Annotated in this window: 21 protein-coding genes and 1 pseudogene; 5 read left to right on the plus strand and 17 right to left on the minus strand. The window is 67.1% G+C overall.

Going from position 1 to position 16,831, the window contains the following annotated elements; translation table 11 throughout:
- Positions 1 to 31 precede the first annotated feature (31 nt).
- Positions 32 to 304 (plus strand): hypothetical protein, encoded by a 273-nt coding sequence (locus G6N32_RS20945; RefSeq protein ID WP_115321683.1) that lies wholly within the window; start codon positions 32 to 34, stop codon positions 302 to 304.
- Here G6N32_RS20945 and G6N32_RS20950 read toward each other — a convergent pair.
- Genes G6N32_RS20950 through G6N32_RS29170 form a run of 4 tightly spaced genes read right to left on the minus strand, consistent with a single transcriptional unit; the run spans position 301 to position 6,238 of the window.
- Positions 301 to 1,380, minus strand: coding sequence for a hypothetical protein (locus G6N32_RS20950; RefSeq protein ID WP_115321684.1), 1,080 nt, complete (start codon positions 1,378 to 1,380; stop codon positions 301 to 303). The two genes, G6N32_RS20945 and G6N32_RS20950, sit on opposite strands and share 4 nt — an antisense overlap.
- Before the next feature lie 9 nt (positions 1,381 to 1,389).
- On the minus strand, positions 1,390 to 2,604 hold the full coding sequence (locus tag G6N32_RS20955) for a cytochrome P450 (RefSeq protein WP_115321685.1): 1,215 nt from the start codon (positions 2,602 to 2,604) through the stop codon (positions 1,390 to 1,392).
- A gap of 12 nt (positions 2,605 to 2,616) precedes the next feature.
- Entirely contained in the window at positions 2,617 to 3,003 is a 387-nt protein-coding gene (locus tag G6N32_RS20960; RefSeq protein ID WP_115321686.1) for a (deoxy)nucleoside triphosphate pyrophosphohydrolase, read from the minus strand.
- Between the two features lie 10 nt (positions 3,004 to 3,013).
- Positions 3,014 to 6,238 (minus strand): cysteine peptidase family C39 domain-containing protein, encoded by a 3,225-nt coding sequence (locus G6N32_RS29170; protein WP_163789361.1) that lies wholly within the window; start codon positions 6,236 to 6,238, stop codon positions 3,014 to 3,016.
- A gap of 176 nt (positions 6,239 to 6,414) precedes the next feature.
- Here G6N32_RS29170 and G6N32_RS20970 point away from each other — a divergent pair, with 176 nt between their 5' ends.
- Positions 6,415 to 6,702, plus strand: a complete 288-nt coding sequence (locus tag G6N32_RS20970) for a 4a-hydroxytetrahydrobiopterin dehydratase (protein WP_115321688.1) — start codon at positions 6,415 to 6,417, stop codon at positions 6,700 to 6,702.
- Here G6N32_RS20970 and G6N32_RS20975 read toward each other — a convergent pair.
- Complete coding sequence (locus G6N32_RS20975) at positions 6,677 to 7,855, minus strand: mannosyltransferase (RefSeq protein ID WP_232077222.1); 1,179 nt, start codon at positions 7,853 to 7,855, stop codon at positions 6,677 to 6,679. The two genes, G6N32_RS20970 and G6N32_RS20975, sit on opposite strands and share 26 nt — an antisense overlap.
- A gap of 216 nt (positions 7,856 to 8,071) precedes the next feature.
- Here G6N32_RS20975 and G6N32_RS20980 point away from each other — a divergent pair, with 216 nt between their 5' ends.
- From G6N32_RS20980 to G6N32_RS20990, 3 genes are all read left to right on the plus strand, one after another.
- A complete protein-coding gene (locus G6N32_RS20980) occupies positions 8,072 to 8,680 on the plus strand; it encodes a hypothetical protein (protein ID WP_147292067.1) in 609 nt (202 codons plus the stop codon).
- 14 nt (positions 8,681 to 8,694) lie between these two features.
- Positions 8,695 to 9,792: an Rv1157c family protein gene (locus G6N32_RS20985; protein ID WP_410432322.1), complete on the plus strand. Its 1,098-nt coding sequence runs from the start codon at positions 8,695 to 8,697 to the stop codon at positions 9,790 to 9,792.
- Positions 9,793 to 9,854: 62 nt separating this feature from the next.
- Positions 9,855 to 11,255 carry a wax ester/triacylglycerol synthase family O-acyltransferase gene (locus tag G6N32_RS20990; protein WP_115321691.1) on the plus strand — a complete coding sequence of 467 codons (1,401 nt, stop codon included), beginning with the start codon at positions 9,855 to 9,857 and terminating at the stop codon, positions 11,253 to 11,255.
- 73 nt (positions 11,256 to 11,328) lie between these two features.
- Here G6N32_RS20990 and G6N32_RS20995 read toward each other — a convergent pair whose 3' ends face one another.
- The 12 genes and pseudogenes from G6N32_RS20995 to G6N32_RS21050 form a co-directional block, all read right to left on the minus strand.
- Entirely contained in the window at positions 11,329 to 11,475 is a 147-nt protein-coding gene (locus G6N32_RS20995; RefSeq protein ID WP_005147085.1) for a hypothetical protein, read from the minus strand.
- 43 nt (positions 11,476 to 11,518) lie between these two features.
- Positions 11,519 to 12,004, minus strand: a pseudogene (locus G6N32_RS21000) (HhH-GPD-type base excision DNA repair protein); the annotation flags it as partial.
- Between the two features lie 299 nt (positions 12,005 to 12,303).
- Positions 12,304 to 12,474: a hypothetical protein gene (locus tag G6N32_RS21005; protein WP_163789364.1), complete on the minus strand. Its 171-nt coding sequence runs from the start codon at positions 12,472 to 12,474 to the stop codon at positions 12,304 to 12,306.
- Positions 12,471 to 12,668: a hypothetical protein gene (locus tag G6N32_RS21010; RefSeq protein ID WP_163789366.1), complete on the minus strand. Its 198-nt coding sequence runs from the start codon at positions 12,666 to 12,668 to the stop codon at positions 12,471 to 12,473. Before G6N32_RS21010 ends, G6N32_RS21005 begins: the two co-directional genes overlap by 4 nt.
- Positions 12,669 to 12,684: 16 nt before the next feature.
- Positions 12,685 to 12,954, minus strand: a complete 270-nt coding sequence (locus G6N32_RS21015; RefSeq protein WP_115321693.1) for a hypothetical protein — start codon at positions 12,952 to 12,954, stop codon at positions 12,685 to 12,687.
- The gene (locus G6N32_RS21020; protein ID WP_115321694.1) at positions 12,954 to 13,169 is read right to left on the minus strand and encodes a hypothetical protein; all 216 of its coding nucleotides are present in this window, start codon (positions 13,167 to 13,169) and stop codon (positions 12,954 to 12,956) included. The genes G6N32_RS21015 and G6N32_RS21020 overlap by 1 nt, the downstream gene beginning before the upstream one ends.
- Positions 13,166 to 13,561 carry a hypothetical protein gene (locus G6N32_RS21025; RefSeq protein ID WP_197935755.1) on the minus strand — a complete coding sequence of 132 codons (396 nt, stop codon included), beginning with the start codon at positions 13,559 to 13,561 and terminating at the stop codon, positions 13,166 to 13,168. The genes G6N32_RS21020 and G6N32_RS21025 overlap by 4 nt, the downstream gene beginning before the upstream one ends.
- Complete coding sequence (locus G6N32_RS21030; protein WP_197935757.1) at positions 13,558 to 13,881, minus strand: hypothetical protein; 324 nt, start codon at positions 13,879 to 13,881, stop codon at positions 13,558 to 13,560. The genes G6N32_RS21025 and G6N32_RS21030 overlap by 4 nt, the downstream gene beginning before the upstream one ends.
- Positions 13,878 to 14,132: a hypothetical protein gene (locus G6N32_RS21035; RefSeq protein ID WP_115321696.1), complete on the minus strand. Its 255-nt coding sequence runs from the start codon at positions 14,130 to 14,132 to the stop codon at positions 13,878 to 13,880. The genes G6N32_RS21030 and G6N32_RS21035 overlap by 4 nt, the downstream gene beginning before the upstream one ends.
- Positions 14,129 to 14,410 (minus strand): hypothetical protein, encoded by a 282-nt coding sequence (locus tag G6N32_RS21040; RefSeq protein ID WP_115321697.1) that lies wholly within the window; start codon positions 14,408 to 14,410, stop codon positions 14,129 to 14,131. Before G6N32_RS21040 ends, G6N32_RS21035 begins: the two co-directional genes overlap by 4 nt.
- The gene (locus tag G6N32_RS21045; RefSeq protein WP_115321698.1) at positions 14,407 to 14,994 is read right to left on the minus strand and encodes a DUF2493 domain-containing protein; all 588 of its coding nucleotides are present in this window, start codon (positions 14,992 to 14,994) and stop codon (positions 14,407 to 14,409) included. Before G6N32_RS21045 ends, G6N32_RS21040 begins: the two co-directional genes overlap by 4 nt.
- Positions 14,991 to 16,826: a DNA polymerase gene (locus G6N32_RS21050; RefSeq protein ID WP_115321699.1), complete on the minus strand. Its 1,836-nt coding sequence runs from the start codon at positions 16,824 to 16,826 to the stop codon at positions 14,991 to 14,993. Before G6N32_RS21050 ends, G6N32_RS21045 begins: the two co-directional genes overlap by 4 nt.
- Positions 16,827 to 16,831: the final 5 nt, after the last annotated feature.

The raw sequence follows: 16,831 nt of genomic DNA on the forward strand, positions 1-16,831 counted from the left end.
GTGAATGCATACCGTCAAAGGAGGTTCGGACATGACGGTCTACGAAGTTCTCACTATTGCCCTCATCGTGGTGCTCGGCACCGCGGCGACTGCCGCCATCTATCTCGGGCTGCTGAACTGGATCGGTGCGGCATATGTCGTCCGGTGTGCGGGGTGTCGCCACCTGACGGTGTCGTCGGACCGCCGGCAGCCGGAGACGTGCCCGCACTGCCGCCACCCCGTGCTCATGCACCCGGTGCACGCCGCGCATCATCCGCGACAGTTCGCCGATGTGCGGGTCGCGGGTGACGCCCTCAAGTACTAGGGGTAGGACAGCAGCAGCATGACGCGCCCGCCCGGCGGTGCCGCGCCGAATGCGCCCGGGTCGAATCCGTAGTAGATGCGCTGGTCGGCGGTGATCTGGTCGATCACCTTGCCGGTGGCGTTGAGGCGACCGCCGTCGGTGCGCTGAAGGACGCCGCGGAAGTCCGGCACCGACATCGATTCCGCCAGCAGCAGCGCCTGCCCTCCGGCGTCGAGGTCGACGAGGATCCCGGCCCCGGCATAGTTGTTGCCGCCGCGTCCGGTTCCGCGAGGCGCCCAGTACTGCGGCGGGGATGCCGGCGTCCCCTGCACCCGGCGATAGTCGCCGACGTGGTCCCGGGCGTCGGCCACGGTCACCTCGGGCAGCCGCGCGATGGTGCGTTTCTCGGCGATCCACATCCAGCCCAGCGGGATGCACACGATGGCGTACATCAGCACCACCAGCATCAGCACCGGTTTCCAGGCGATCTCCCAGCCGAGCCGGCGCGCCGACACCGGCAGACCCGACACCTGATCGTCAAGCTGTCGCCGTCCGAATCTGAAGACGTACCAGGCCAATATCCGCGCCAGCGCCATGCAGCCGAGAATGGCCAGACCGACGATGCCGGTGATCCGCCAGTAGAAGGTGCTGTCACCCTGATTGGTGGTGGCCGCGACCATCACCCCTGGAATGGGCACGGTCAGCAGGAGCAGCAGCGCGTACGACGGGTGGCTGCTCAAGTAGACGTAGTCGACCCGGGCTTGGTCGTTGGCGGCGTACACCGTGAAGTCGCCGACGTCGGCGTGCACCACCGGAGCCCACGAACCCTTCACGATCCGGGGTTTCACCAGTGAGCGCACGAAGAAGAACCCGGCGACCAGTGCGACCACGAGCGCACCCCAGAAAGTCCCCGGCATCGACTCCCCCGTGCCCGGCACCCCGAACGCGCCGTGGATGTCGATGGCCTTACCGACGAAGAACGCCAGCGGCAACGCGAAAAGCAGTTCCAGCAGCCAGATTTGGATGAGCTGCGGAATCCGGGAGCCGATCCGGTCGAACGCCAGGACGCGCTGCCAGATGAACCGGAGCACGCCCACGACGGGTCCTCAGCGCGAAACCGGTGCGGTTGGCGCGAATTCGACGGGCATGGCTTCCAGCCCGCTGACGAAGTTGGCCGGCCGCAGCGGCAACTCCGCGCCGTCGACCAGCCGCAGATCCGGTAGCCGCGCCAGCACCCGGCGGGTCATCGCGGTGAGCTCCAGACGGGCCAGCTGGTTGCCCAGGCAGAAATGTGTACCGAAGCCGAAGCTGACGTGGTTGTTGGGAGTGCGGTCGATGCGGAAGGTATCGGGATCACCGAAGACCGTCTCGTCGAAGTTGGCCGATTCGAACAGCAGCAGGATCTTCTCGCCCTGATGCAGCGCCGTGCCGTGAAAGTCGGTGTCGGCGCTCAGAGTTCGGCACATGTTCTTGATCGGCGAGGTCCAGCGCAGCATCTCCTCGACCGCCCCGGGCAACAGGTCGGGGTCATCGCTGACCGCGTGCCACTGCTCGGGGTGGCGGCTCAGTTCGGCGGTTCCGCCGGACAGCGTGTGGCGGGTGGTCTCGTCACCACCGATGAGGATCAGCAGTGTCTCGGCGTAGATCTGCTCGTCGGTGAGCCGCTGCCCGTCGACGTCGGCGGCGATCAGGACGCTGACGAGATCGTCGGCCGGTTCGCGCCGGCGTTGCGCAACGAAGCCGGCCATGAACTCGTTGTAGGCGGTCAGTGCGGTGGCCGCGGCCAGCAGCGACTCCTCGGTGGCCGCCGAGCTCAGCGCCACCACCATGTCGTCGGACCATGCCAGCAGGGTGTCGCGGTCTTCCGGGGCCACGCCGAGCATGTCGCCGATGACGGCCATCGGCAGCGGTGCCGCGAGGTCGCGGACGAAGTCGCACGAGCCGCGTTCACACACCGCGTCGATCAACGTGTCGCACAGCGCATCAATGGATTTCGCCCTGTCGCGTACGCGCTTGCGGGTGAAGCCGGCGTTGACCAGCTTGCGCCGCAACAGATGCTGCGGGTCGTCCATGTCGATCATGTGCGGCAGTGGCGGAGTCGTCGGACGGATCCCGCCCGCGTTGGAGAACAGCTCCGGCTGCCGCTCGGCGTCGATCACCGCGCGATAGGTCGCGGCGGCGGCCAGGCCGTTGCGGTCGCGGAAGACCGGCTGGTGGGTACGCATCCAGCGGTAGGCTTCGCGGGCCGAGCCGCTGGCGTAGAACCGGCCGTCGGTGAGATCAACGTCGGCGGTGACGTCGGTGAGCACGCCCCAGATCATAGGGCGGTGGGCTCACTCCCCAAGGCGTTTCGCAAGCTCCGGCAGCCACGCCCGGTCGGCGGGCACCCAGTCGAGCGATTCCAGCTCCGCGACGCTCACCCACCGCAGGGCACGGTGGTCGTGCGGGTGCAGGGCCCCGCCGGTCTGGGTGACAACGTAGGCCCGCAGGACCATTGACTCACCGATCGCCAGGTCGGCGCCCAGGCGTTCCCCGACGACGACGTCGACCCCGAGTTCTTCCCTGAGCTCCCGCGCCAGCGCGTCGGCTTCGGACTCCCCGGTCGCGACCTTGCCGCCCGGCAGCTCCCAGAGCCCGGCCAGTTCGGGCGGACGTTGCCGCTGGGCGACCAGAAGCGTCGCGCCGGAGATCAGTGCTCCGGCCACGACGATCTGGGACACACCGAAGAGCTTATGTGCTCTGGGTATTCGCCGAGACGACGGTCAGCTCGTAGTCGTTGGTCTGCCAGGCGTTGAGGAACGCACCGATCGGTACGGCCATGTCCTTTCCATACTGGGGTCCGCTGTCGTTGAAGTACACCATGCCCTTTGCGGTGTCGACGGCGATCACCACTGCCTCATGGGTCAGGGGGTTGTAATTCGGTGTTGCCGGTGACTGATAGGCCGCCTGCGTACCCCAGGTGTACTTCGCGTCGACGGTGACCATCGTCGCGTTGCCCGCGGCCAGTGCGGCCTCCAGGTCGCCCAGTGCGATCTGCGCGTCGGCCGCCGTGGCCCCGGTGATCCGGGTGCCGTTCTCGTCGTAGGTGCCGTAGCGCTGGGTGGTCGCGGTGACGCCCCAGTCGGGGTTGGTGTTCATCAGCTGGACCGCGTCCTTGACAGCCACCCCGTTGGCAATGTCCTCGTCGAGATACATCCGCCGACCGGGATAGACCACACTGGCCGTGGTCTTGGCCAGGGTGACCATCGTGGGCTCGTCGGGTTCGAAGCCGCTGACCTGGCCGACGGCCATCGCCGTCGCCATGAGCGTGCAGTTGTTGTAACTCTGCTTCACCCACCACTGACTGGCCGCCCGATTGCCGTAATACCCCGTCCCTGGCACCGTCACCGAAACGACCCGCGAGACCGTATCGGGTTGGGCGATACCCAGTTTCACCGCGATGGTGTGCAACGCGTTCTGCAGCATGCCCAGCGCGCCGGGCAGGGCGGCCGCCGTTCCGTTGTTGACGGTGATCGTGAAGCTGTCCTGGATACCCGGGGTGACCAGCGTCGAGTCCGGTGTATAGAGGTAACGCCCGGTGGCCTGGTCGAGGGTGACGGTGCCGTACCGGGGCTGCTGGCTGATCCCGTAGGTGACGCGGTAGCCGTTGTTGCTCGCCGCGATGGCGTCGACCCGGATGGTCTTACCGGGGCCGAACGGCGCGTACGACTGCCACGACAACGCGGGTGCCCGGTTGAAGAAGATGTAGTTCAGCTCGCGCGACAAGTCGCTGAACATCGACTGCAGAGTCGGCATGGACGTGGCCGCGGCCGTCGCGCTGGCCGTAACTGGGCGCAGCGCAACGGCATTCGCACTGACTGCGGCCGCCGAAGCTGTTACTTCTGGGGCGCCGTTGGTGCCGGGAGTGCCGTTGTATCCGCCCTTACCGCCGGTACCACCGTTGGCGATGCCACCCCAACCGCCGCTCCCGCCGCCGCCGCCGGGTCCACCGTCGCCGCCGCCGGATCCACCGGTGCCGCCGTCAGCGCCGTTGCCGCCGGTGCCGCCGTTGCCGCCGTTGTAGCCAGTGCCACCGGATCCGGCCGCCCCGCCGAAGCCGCCGCGGCCGCCGTCGCCGCCGTTGATGCCGCCCTGCCCAGCGAGGCCGCCGTTGCCGCCGTTACCGCCGTCACCGCCGGTGCCGTTGACTCCGGCATTGCCGCCGCGACCGCCCGCGCCACCCGTGCCGCCGCGACCGCCGGCCGCCGCGGTTCCGCCGATTCCGCCGGCACCGCCCTTGCCGCCGTAACCTCCGACGCCGCCGTTGCCATCGGGATCGCCCGTGTAGCCGCCCAAGCTGCCCACACCGCCGTTGCCGCCGATGCCACCGGCCCCGCTGACGCCGTTGGAGCCGTTGGAGGCGATCACGAACAAGTAGCGGCCGGCCCCGGCGGCACCGCCACTGGCTCCTCCAGCTCCGCCGTTTCCACCATCGCCACCGTTGCCGCCGGCCAGACCGTCACCGACGTAGGTGTACCCGGGGTAGCGAGCGTTGCCGCCCTGTCCACCGGCACCGCCCTGGCCACCGACGCCGCCGTTGCCTCCGTTACCGAAAACAAAGCTGCCGTTGCCCCCGTGACCGCCCTTACCACCCGGTCCGCCGTCACCAGCCGGACCGCCGTCGATGGGGCCGATCGTCGGGCTCGCGCCGGGTACGCCCGTCTGGCCGACACCGCCATCGCCGCCGTTGCCGCCGGCGCCCACGAGCGACAACATCCCGACGCTTCCGCCGTTACCGCCGTCACCCCCGCCGAAACCGCCTGCCCCACCGGCGCCTCCGTTACCCGACCAGAGTCCACCGGTGCCGCCGTGGCCGCCGTCACCTCCGTGATCGCTGTTGGCCCCGAAGGTGGGAGACGCCCCACCGGCGCCACCCGCGCCACCGTTGGCGAAGATCGAGAACAACCCGCCGCTGCCGCCGTCACCACCCTTGCCGCCGTTGGTGGATGCGCCGCCCGCGCCACCGGCGCCGCCGGTGCCCCAGATCGACAGCAGCCCGGTATTGCCACCGTGGCCGCCGTCGCCACCGGTTGCTCCGATCGGGATCGCGTTGCCGCCCTTGCCCGCAGCGCCACCGCTGCCGTAGTACAGGCCTGCGGCGCCACCGTTGCCACCCTGGCCGCCGGTACCGCCCTCCGCGGCTTCGCCGGCGAGAACACCGCCCGCGCCGCCCTTGCCGCCGTTGCCGAACATGCCGGCCGCGCCACCGTCGCCACCTTTGGTGCCCTGCGCGAACGCCTCGCCGCCACCACCACCCGCGCCGCCGTTGCCGATGATGAGACCACCGGCACCGCCGTTGCCGCCGTTGCCGGCTTCGACACCTGCGCCGCCGGCGCCGCCGTTGCCGAATCCGCCCGCCGCTCCGCCCTTGCCGCCGTTGAACCCGGCTCCGCCGTCACCGAAGAACCCGCCGTTGCCGCCCTTGCACGCAGCGGTGCCCGTGCAGGTCTCAGCCGTCCATGAGTAGCCGTTGCCGGCGATGATCCCGGCGTTGGGGTGCGCGGCGGTCCCGTTGCTGACGAAGAATGCGACGACGGTTTCCGGCGTCGGCAGGCCCGGCACCGCGGCCGCTCTGGGCAGCGTCGCCTTTGCCGCCGCTGTGGTCTTGGGGGTGACGACCTCGGTGGCAGCCGCCGACTTCGAGGCCGGCTTGGATACCTTCGCCGTGGCCGAGGGCGTGGAGCCGACGTGGGGCCGGTGCTGTCCGGTGGATTTGGTGGAGCTGCTCGAGGTGCTCGGCCCCTTGGTACCGGCCGAGCCGGTCGAATCGGCCGACGCCGTCGCGGGCATCGAGGCCAGTGCCGCGCCGATGCCGAGCGCGACCGCCGATGCACCGAGCCAGCCACCGAACTCAACGGGGAGCGCCCGCAACCATGCTGGCCGTCGGGTGATCGTGGACACGGCGAAGGAATTCATCAAGACCCCCGAGGTTGACGTGCGAATGCGAACCCGTCCCGTTTCTTGAGACGACAGGTCGAGCAACTTTGGCAACCTAACATCACTTATGGCGACGAGTCCCGAATTTGAGACAGATGTCCCTGTTTTTTCTTCCGGCCTTCCGCCAGCGTTCAGACCGGAGAAGACTGGACGGTATGGCCGTGCTGACCGATGAAGAAGTGAACTCCGCCGTCACGAAGCTCGACGGCTGGGAGCACGCCGACGGCGCACTGCGACGCTCGGTGAAGTTCCCGACATTCCTGGACGGGATCGACGCAGTGCGCCGCGTCGCCGAAAGCGCCGAGCGCCAAGACCATCATCCCGACATTGACATCCGCTGGCGCACAGTTACTTTCGTACTGGTCACGCATTCCGAAGGCGGGATTACCGACAAGGATGTGCAGATGGCGTCCGATATCAACGGGATTGTCGGCGAGGTGTAGCCGCTATCCAGGCAAGTGTGGCCAGCGCCGCCACGGCGTAGATCAACCCGGCCCACGCCAGGTACCAGGGTCGGCCGATCTGCCAGATCGTCGGCTGGGCGAAGCTGAGCAGCCAGGGCACCCCGATCACCGTGAGTGCCAGCCACCCGTAGCCGAGCACCTTGGCGCCCAGTCGATTTCGCCACGGGCCATGCAGGAGCCAGATCATCAGCGGCACCAACCACACCCAGTGATGAGTCCACGAGATCGGCGAGATCAACAGGCCGAAGAGCTGCACCACCAACAGGCACCCCAGCCGGTCTGAGTCCAAGGCGCGCCACGCCAGGACTGCGAGGACCGCAGTCACCGCGATCGCGGCCAGTACCACCGGCCCGTAGGCGGCATCGTGGCCGAAGATGCGGGAGACCGCCCCGCGCCATGACTGATTGAACGAGGTTCCGATCGGGCCGACCCGCCGGGCGTCACCGAGCAGATCGGTGAAGTAGAAGCGGGCCTGCTGACCGATCACCGCTACCGAGAGCCCTACCGTGCCGGCGAACACCACCGCGGAGAAGACCGCCGCGCCCCAGCGGCGCATACCCAGGAAGTAGAGCCCGGTCACGGCCGGCGTCAGCTTGATGCCTGCCGCGAGCCCGACCAGCAGACCCGACAGCCACCAGCGGCTGCTGTAGGCCGACCAGAGCACAGCCAGCACCAGGATCACGTTGATCTGGCCGTAGTCGAAGTTGCTGCGCAGTGGTTCGAGCCAGATCGCGACGGCGGTCCAGATCATCGCGACCGCGCGGCCGTCCGTCGCGGGCGTGCCCAGAAGCCGCTGGCTGACTCGCACCACGCCGTAGAGCGCGGCGATGATGCCGAGCTGCCAGCAGAACGCGACCACTCCGAACGGCAGCAGGTGCAGCGGATAGAACACCAGCGCCGCGAACGGCGGGTAGGTGAACGGCAGCGGGAAGTCGGGGGTCTGGTCGGCGTAGACGTAGGAGTACAGCGTGCCGGGATGGTCGAGCGCCCCCGCGCCGCCGAGATAGACGTGGAGGTCGACGAAGTTGGCGCCGTTGGGCGCCAGGTAGGTCCACCCCAGCCGCGCGGCCACGCTGACGATCAGCAGCACCGGGGCCAGCCAGGCTGGCCGCGCCCGGGCCTTCGTGTCCACGTGGCGACTGTAGCGACGGATGCTGCGCTCCCAACTTCGGCGCGCTAACCGGGGCTGTACACCGGTTACCGCGCCGAACTTCGAGCGGGCCCACACGGGCCCGCGCATCACACAAGACCATCACTGCCGTAACGGTTGAATAAACACCACACGTGTCACTTGAGTAACTCTAGTAACGGACTACCTTCGGGTTAGACCTGCACTCGAGGAGTTGGGATGACCATGTCACGTAGATCAAAGCTATTCGCCGCCAACATAATTGGTGCTGCCGGGCTCTGCTCGGTCGCGCTCGCACTGAGCCCGTCGGCCGGCGCCGACCCCGGTGTCTCGCCGGCTGTTCCCGGCGTGCCCGCGCTGAACATGTTGCAGCAGTTCGTCACGAACCCGGCCAGCGCCGCGGCGATTCTGCAGTCCGCTGCGACCGCTCTCGGCGGCGCGTCGGCTCTCACCGGCGCACCGTCGACGCTGCCGGTCTCGCCGATCGTTGGCGCTCCGGCCACCGCCACGCTGCCGGGCATGCCGGCCCCGGCCGCCCCCGCGGCCGCACCGGCCGCTCCTGCCCCGGGCGGGATCACCGGGGCCGTCGCCCCGCTGCTCAATCAGCTCGGAGTGCCCGGTGACCTGGGCAGCCTGACCCCGACGGACATGCCGTTCCCGGTCAAGGTCGGCGACAGCCTGTCGGTCGGTAACCCGGCCCCCATCGCCCCCGTGGCGACCGGGGTCGCCGGACCGGCCGGGGTACCGCCGGCCAGCGGCCCGGTCGCGCCGACCACCCCGGGTGGCGCCGGCCTCGGCCAGCTGCTGCCGCTGTCCGCTCTGCCCTGACCAACCACCACCCGATGAGGGAGTTCACCGTGCCGCAGATCGCCAAAATGGCTATCGGGCTGACCACCGCCGCGTTCGTGGCCGCAACCAACCTGGCGTTCAGCCCGGTCGCGGCCGCGGACCCGGCCATCCCGCTGGATCCCGGCCAGCTGCCCGGCCTCGACGCCATGCAGATGCTCGGCCCGGTCGTCCAGCAGGCCGCGGGGAACCCCTCATCGGCGCAGTCGCTGCTGCTTGCGGCTGCTTCACAACTCGCTGGTGGTGCCACCACGCCGGGCGGCTCGGCGGCACTGGCCCAGCAAGTGACCAAGTTCGTGCAGGAGGGCGGGGCCGCCGGCCCGTCGGCCGCGTTGCCTGCGGCGGCTCCCCCCGCCGCCCCCCAGGCGCTCGGCGTCGCGCACGGCACCACGCCGCTGCTGACGCCCGGCACGGGTAACGGCCCTGTCCCCCTGCCTGAACACCTCCCCGACGGCGCCGCGCCCAGCTCGATCTTCGGCACCGAAGCACATCTGCCGGTCGGCATCGACCCCGCGCATGCCGTCGGCCCGGCGCCGGAGGCGCTGCCCGAGGTCCCCACCCCGGTGACCGTCGTGAACCCGGCCGCCCCGCCCACCCCGTCGGCGACGCCGGCCGGTAACTCGATCAACGTCGCCACGCCGGCCCCGGCGCCCGCGGCGGCGACTCCGCCGAACTACGACCCGGCCAGCCCGCCGACCCAGGACTTCATGTACCCGTCGATCAGCAACGGCTGCCTCAAAGACGGCGGCAACGTGATCGCGACCGCGATCTCCGTCGCAGGCCCGGCCAAGATCCCGACCCCGGGTCCGGCCGCCGGGCAGACCGCCTACGTGTTCACCGCGGTGGGCACTCCCGCTCCGGCCGCCGAGCAGAAGCTCCCGCTGAACGTCACCTGGGTGAACCTGACCACCGGCAAGTCCGGCGGCGTCACGCTGAAGCCGAACCCGGACATCAACTCCGCGGGCCCGACCACGCTGACCGCCATCGCCGACACCGGCTCCGGCAGCATCATGTCGACGATCTTCGGCCAGGTCACCACTGTCGACAAGCAGTGCACCTTCATGCCGACCATCGGTTCGACCGTCGTGCCCTGAGGCGCGAAAAGCCGCGCTAGGGTTGGGGATCGGCAGTCCAACCCGACGGGGGTCGGTACCACATGGAGACGCTCGATCCGCTTGACGCGATGATGCTGACGGCTGAGCTGATCTCCAGCCCGATGCACGTCGCCGTCGCTTTGATCATGACCCCACCGACCGGGACCTCGAGCACGACGTTCGTCGACGAGCTCTACGAGCAGGCCCTGACCGCCTCCGACCCGGTCGACCCGCGGCTGCGCCGACGGCCTTACCGCGGCGTGGACACCGGCGGCTTGTGGGTGTGGCGCGAGGTGGACGAGCTGGACATGCGCCACCACGTACACCGGCTGACGCTGCCGCCGGATGCGGGCACCACCGAACTCTGGGATCTGGTGTCGGAGTTGCACGCCGAGCCGCTCGACCGGTCGGCGCCGATGTGGATGGCGTATCTGATCGACGGGCTCGAGGGCGGCCGGCTCGCGCTGTACATCAAGATCCATCACATCGTGATCGACGGCGTCGCGGGCCTGAAGATGATCGCCGACTCGCTGTCGGAAGATCCGGACCGGCGCGACATGCCGCCGTTCTACGCCGACGCCACACCACCAGAACCGCCCCGTCACCGCGGCCTCAATCCGCTGTCGATGGTGCGTGACGCCGCGGGCGTCGCGGCGTCCGGATTGAATCTGGCGCGCAACGTCGCATCGGCGGAAGTGACCAACCTGGTCGGCGGACTGATCACGCCCACGATCGCGGCGCCGTTCGGCGCGCCGCACACCCGGTTCAACACCAAGCTGAGCCATCAGCGGGCGTTTGCGGCAACCAGTTTGGACCACAACAGAATTCGCGCGATCCAGCACGCGGCAGACGTCACCGGCAACGACGTTGCGATGGCGTTGGTCGCCGGTGTGCTGCGGGAGTGGCTGACTGCACAGGACGAACTGCCCGAGCAGTCGCTGGTGGCGCTGTGCCCGGTGACGGTGCGCGACCGCGATGCGACCGCCGCCGACAACGGGCACGGCAACCAATTCGGTCTCGGGCTGTGCCCGCTGGCCACCAACCGCGACGACCCGGCGCAGCGGCTGCGGTTGGTCCACGAGGCGATGGCTGGGGTCAAGTACCAGGTCGCGGCGCGGGGCCCGGGCGCGATGCTGATGGTCCTGATGCCGGCTGTCGTGCCGACGGCGCTGGCACCGCTGCTGCCGTTCAGTTCATGGGTGCGGCCCAGTTACAACCTGCCGATTTCGAATGTGCCGGGGCCGCCCCGGCAGAGTTACCTCAACGGGGCCAGCGTCGACGAGATCTACCCCGTATCAGTGGTGTACGACGGGATGGCGCTCAACGTGACGTTGTGCTCCTACGCCGACCAGATCGGCGTCGGGTACATCGCCGACCGTGAGGTGATGGCCGACGTCCGCGACCTCATTCCGCTGACCGAAACCGCACTCGCGGAACTCGAGGCCGCCGTCGGGGTGGTCTGACCGCATCGAGATAGAACTGAGAGCGATGATTTCGGCGAAAACGTCGCTCTCGGTTCTGAGTCGATGACAGTGCCTAGTAGGCCATGAACAGGATTTCGTCCCGGCCGTAATCCATGCCGGGGTGCGCCGCGGCCAGGTGCTGCTTGGTGAGGTCGACGAGTTCGTCCTCGTCCTTGGCGCTGATCGCTTCGCCACACGGGCAGTTGATGTGCGTCTTCATGGTTCCTCCGTTATCCGGCCTTCGCCTTGGCCCACTCTATGGCTCAGGCCTTCGCCTTCGCTGCGGCCTTCATCTTCTTCTTGTACGCCCTGACTTCCTCAAGCGACCCCTTGTCGACCACATCGGCGATCGACATGTGGGTCCCGGCCTTGCCGTAGTCACCGGCCGCCTCGCGCCAGCCCTTGGGAGTGACGCCGTACTGCTTGCCCAGCAGGGCCAGGAAGATCTTGGCCTTCTGCTCGCCGAAGCCGGGCAGCGCCTTCAGCCTGCGCAGCACCTCGGCGCCGTCGGGATCGCCGTCGAGCCAGAGCTGGGCGGCGTCGCCGTCGTAGCGGTCGACGATCTCGCGGGCCAGGTCCTGCACACGTTTGGCCATCGATCCCGGAAATCGGTGTACGGCAGGAGTTTTCGAGAATTCTTCAGTGAACTGCTCGGGATCGCAGTCGGCGATCAGCCGGGGGTCGATGCCGCCGATCCGCTCGGCGATCTTGCGCGGCCCGGCGAACGCCGTCTCCATCGGGATCTGCTGGAAAGTCCCAACACGATGAGAACACACCCCTGCCCGCACATCGTGATCGTAGCCTCCGGGCAGAGCCTTCCCATATACATAGGAAAGCTATGTATTTGTTGGGCACAAAAAAAAGACCCCCCAGGCCGGCCGAAGCCGAACCCAGGGGGCCTGATTTCACATGTCGAACTCGTGCCGAACTTCAACGTCGACACCTTGGTATTGCATCGAGCCTGAGGCAACACACGCTGTCACCTCCTGGGCGAGAAGAGCCACCCGAGAGGATCGGTCGCCGTCCTCATGTACCACGATGATCCGCATTAGCTGAGGACCACGTAGGGGTGCCCGTCGTTCGGCTGAAGCTCGACGTTCTCGATGTCGACCTCATCGTCGCCGTAGCAGCAACACGAGTTCCACCGCATGACCTCGAAGTCGGTCTTGTGTTGAGCCCGCAGCGTCGATAGCTGACGGATCAGATCTCCGATCTTCACTCGACGCCCTCCACGAGCTTGTACGCCTCGGTGAGCTTCTCGAAGATCTGCTCGAACGACTCCTTGACGAGATACCCGGCCACCTCGGTGCTGCCGTCGGGCAGCTCGTAGACGGACGTGATCTCCCGGTGCTCGATGTAGAGCTTGCCCTCCCCATCCGGGGGTGTGAGGGTGAGGAACACCATCTGCTGCATCATTAAGCTCCTTGCTTCATTTCGGTCGCCTTAAGCCGAGGGCTTCACTGGCCCGTCGGCGCTTCGGTTTGGCTGCCAGGACAGGCAGGATCTCGTAGCAGTCGAATGACACCCGGACCTTCTGTCGCTCGTCCGGATAGCGGCTGTACGCGTCGAGCTGAGGCGGGGTCGCCAGTGCGAACCGCTGGCCAGACAACTCGACCGTGTAGTCGTCGTAGACGGCCAGGATCGGCTTCCGTGGGGCCGGGATGGACCCGTCAATGAACGGGTCGTGGGACTCCCACATCAGAGCCCTCTCAGCGCGTCCCACACGCGCCGCCAGTACGGCTTGCTGCGGTAGTGCGCGTAGTCGGTGATCATCCGAGCCAGATCAGCTCCGGACTCCCAGCCCCACCGCATACCGGTGGGTGGCAAGTCGACCTCGACCGTGAGCCGGTTGCTGTCGAACGTGCTGTCCAGCCGCCAGGAGGTCAGCTCAGCCTTCAGCTTGGCCTTCTTCACAGCGTCTCTCCCAACTCCTGCAGGCGCGTGCCTGCTCGGTCCAGCATCTCGGTGAGCTTCATGTTGTCTCGCAGGGCGTCGGCGAGAAGCACCTGCGCGTCGTCGTTGGCCTCGTCCTTTCGGACGGCCTCGTCGGTAGCGTCGTGCAGTCGACGGGTCAGGTCCGGGAGAGCCCCGTGCAGGCCGCAGATGAAGTCTGCGTCAGGCTCCGTGAGCCCTCGTGCGATGACGATCTCCGAATCGGTCTCTTGCACAACGGCTTTGATCCCGAACGTGAAGTCCTCGTCCTCGAACGGCATCCAGTACGAGCAGTTGGCCCAGGTCGTCTTCGACCACTGTTGGTACAGAATGTCGAAGAAATCGCGGTCCTGTGCCTCCAGGTCTGCGTTCAATTCAGTTCTCCCATAAGATGTTTGATCCAACCAAGCTCAACCCAGTAGTCGAGTTTGATGACGGCCTCGAGCGTCTTCCACTTCGAGTTGTGGGCTGTCAGCCACGCGCTCTCTTGGACTACGACCCACGGCGCTTCCTGATCGATCCCGAGGAACGTCGCACTCTCCACGAAGAACTCGATCGTCAGCCGGTGCAGGTCGTCCCGGCCCCCGTACCGGAAATGGACGCCGCCCTCGGCGATGTGCCAGGGCAGCTCCTGTCCGTCGAAGAACACAGCTCGGTCGGTCACCAGAGCGTGCGGCAGTGCGTGCTCCGTCAACGAGGCCCCTCGATGGCGAGCTGCGCCCGGATCACATACGCCTCGGTACGGACCAGATCCGCGTCGTGCATCATGTCGTACCGGTGCAACTGCTTGACCGTGTGATGGAACGGGACGATGACCTGCGGGTCGCGCTCAGCAGACTTGGTGAAGCCGCGCATGGCTTCTCGCAGCACGAACTCGAGCCCGAACGTGTCGACCAGTCGACCGTCGAACTGCTGCATCACAGCGAACTTCTGGCCCAGCGTCACGGCAGTAACCAACCTTCCAACCCGAGATCCTTTGCGCTAACCCACAACACGCGACCTCCGTACAACACAACGGTGGTGGCGTAGATCAGCTCTGCCAGATCGATCGGGACCTGAGTGCCCGACTCGATGAGCGTGCGACCGGCGCGAGCGCCCTCAAACTGGCTGCTGCCCTTGTCAACTCCGTATGCGACGTAGTCCACCAGCCCGAGAGACTCGGCCAGACCCTCGGCCTGATCTTTGGTGCTGGCGAAGACTGCGGTCCACGTAGGGGCCGTCACGGCTGGCCTACGTACGGCATCAGGTCAGCGACGAACCGCAGGAACCGCAGCTCCTTGGGAGCGCCCTGAGGCTTCATCGCGTTGGGGATCTCGAACACCTCGATGGCCGACTCACCGCTCAGCGGGTTCGGCATGATCGTCCCGAGCTTGTTCAGCTCGTAGATCGCCCGACCCATCAGGTCGTCGTTCAGACCGTCCGGTGCCGGGAGTGATACGGCGGCTTTCATTGGTATGCCTGCTTTCTGGGCTGCCAGCATGCAGCCCCTTGTTCCTCTGGACTCCCCCAGCGGGAAGGGGAGGCATAGGTCCGCTCCGAGCGAGACCATGTGGTTGTTTCTGATGTGGCCTGCGGCCTTGCCGTACTGGTCCCAGTCGGCTGGGTGCCACTCCTCTGTCACGTCCGGATCGACCAGGTGCATGATCCGAGCCCACAGTCCCGCAATGGAATCCGCTCCGCGAGCGTCTCCGTGGACTACGACGAAAGGCCCCGGAGGGGCGTTGTGATACGCCCAATCCAGGGTTTCGAATATCCGTCTACGGTCTGCCCATGTCCTCGATCCTGTGATCAGTACGCGGGTGGTCACGCCACCAGCAGGTACGGGTCCGTGATGTTCGGGCGTTCCTCGTCCGAGACGTAGAGTGATCCCCAGGCGCGGCCTCCGACCTCCGGGTCGGTGCCGATGATCACCGGGCCGATCTCGTCCTTCATCAGCTCGGCGATGCGCTGAGCGCCCCACGCCGCCTTGTCAGCGGGCAGTGAGGCCACGATCTCGTCGTGGATGGGTAGACGGAGGTACGGGGTGAATCCGGCCTCGTGGAGGCGAATCAGAGCCCGGCAGGTCACGTCACGCGACGACGACTGCACCATGTAGTTCAGAGCTGAGTAGCTCCGAGACTTGTCCACCGGCAGCCGCCGGCCCATCGCGTTGGTGATGTAGCCGTCCCGAGCCGCGTCCATCCCCAGCTTCTTGCCGTAGCGAGCCACTCCTGGGTACGTCCTCGCGAACGCCTCCAGAACCCGCTTGGCCGTTGGGAAGTCGATCCCAGCCTGCTCGGCCAGGGCCGCTGGCCCGCCGCCGTAGACCGTGAGGAAGTTGGCCATCTTGCCGACCTTGCGGCCCACCTTGGCCGCGTCTGCGGTCATCTGGTGGAGATCAGCCCCGGTACGGAACGCCTCGATCATCGTCTTGTCCCCGGAGAGCGCCGCGAGCACGCGAAGCTCCTGGGTCTGGTAGTCGATGGACGACATGACGTGTCCGGGCTCCGAGATGAAGCACCGACGCACCTTCCAGTCCCCGGCAGGCAGCGTCTGCGCCGGGATACCGGTGATCGACATGCGCGAGGTCCGCGCCGCGTACGGGTTGGTGAACGGGTGGCAGCGGTCCTGATCGTCCCGGCTGTCGAGGAACTTCTTCACCCAGGTGTTACGCCACTTCCCGAGCTTCTTCGACTGCTGGATGATCGCGGCCAGCTCCCCGACCTCACCGCCCTGCTTGATCAGCGTCTCGAACAGCTCATCGTTGACCTGCTTCTTGCCACTGTCGGTGCGGCCCTTGATCTTGTAGCCGAGATCCTCGATGGCAGAGGCGAACTGGTCGTTCGACATCTTGTCGATGCCGTACTCGGTCAGCAGGATCGAGTCCCAGACCTCCTTCTCGGCCAGCCACTGGTCGCCCAGCTCCTGGGAGTACTCGACGTCGAGGAGGAACCCCTTGCGGTCGATGTAGCTGCAGATCTCGGAGATCTTGTGCTCGTAGGGAACGAGCTTCCGGGACACGTCCGGGACCAGCTTGGTCAGCTTGCTGCACAGCCGAGCCGTGAAGATTGTGTCCATCCCGGCGTACGTCAGGTACTCCGGGTGCCACAGGTCGATGATCGACCAGATCTTCGCCTTGGTCGTCTTGTGCTCCTGCGCCAGCTTGACCATGAGGCCCTTGACCGTCTCGGCCTGCTCCGTCGAAATGAACTTGGCGATAAGCTCTTCCAGCGAGTGACCGAACCCGCCGGCCTTGACGGGCCGGGGGTCGACCAGCTTGGCCAGGATCTGGGTGTCCAGCACCTTCGGCCAAACATCCTCCATCTTGATGCCCATCGTGCGGTCGAGCACCTGCAGGTCGTAGGACGCGTTCTGCATGACGATGGTCTCGATCTGCGCGAGTGCCTCGCGCGTCTCCTGCTGGAGCTGTGTGGGACTCTCATCGACCGGCAACACCCAGGCTTCGTCCTGAGTACCGAACTGGACTAGGCGGCACCGGAAGGTGCTGCTGTAGATGTCCAGCCCGGTCGTCTCAGTATCGACGGCGAGAGCGCGCTTGTGAGCCCGGATGAAGTCGCGGAAGCCTTCCAGATCCTCCGGTGTCTCAACGACTTTGATGGTGACGAGGTCGCCCTCGACCTCATGCCGTAGCTCGATCATGTCCC

Source organism: Mycolicibacterium aichiense (assembly GCF_010726245.1).
In the GTDB taxonomy this organism is placed as follows: Bacteria; Actinomycetota; Actinomycetes; order Mycobacteriales; family Mycobacteriaceae; genus Mycobacterium; species Mycobacterium aichiense.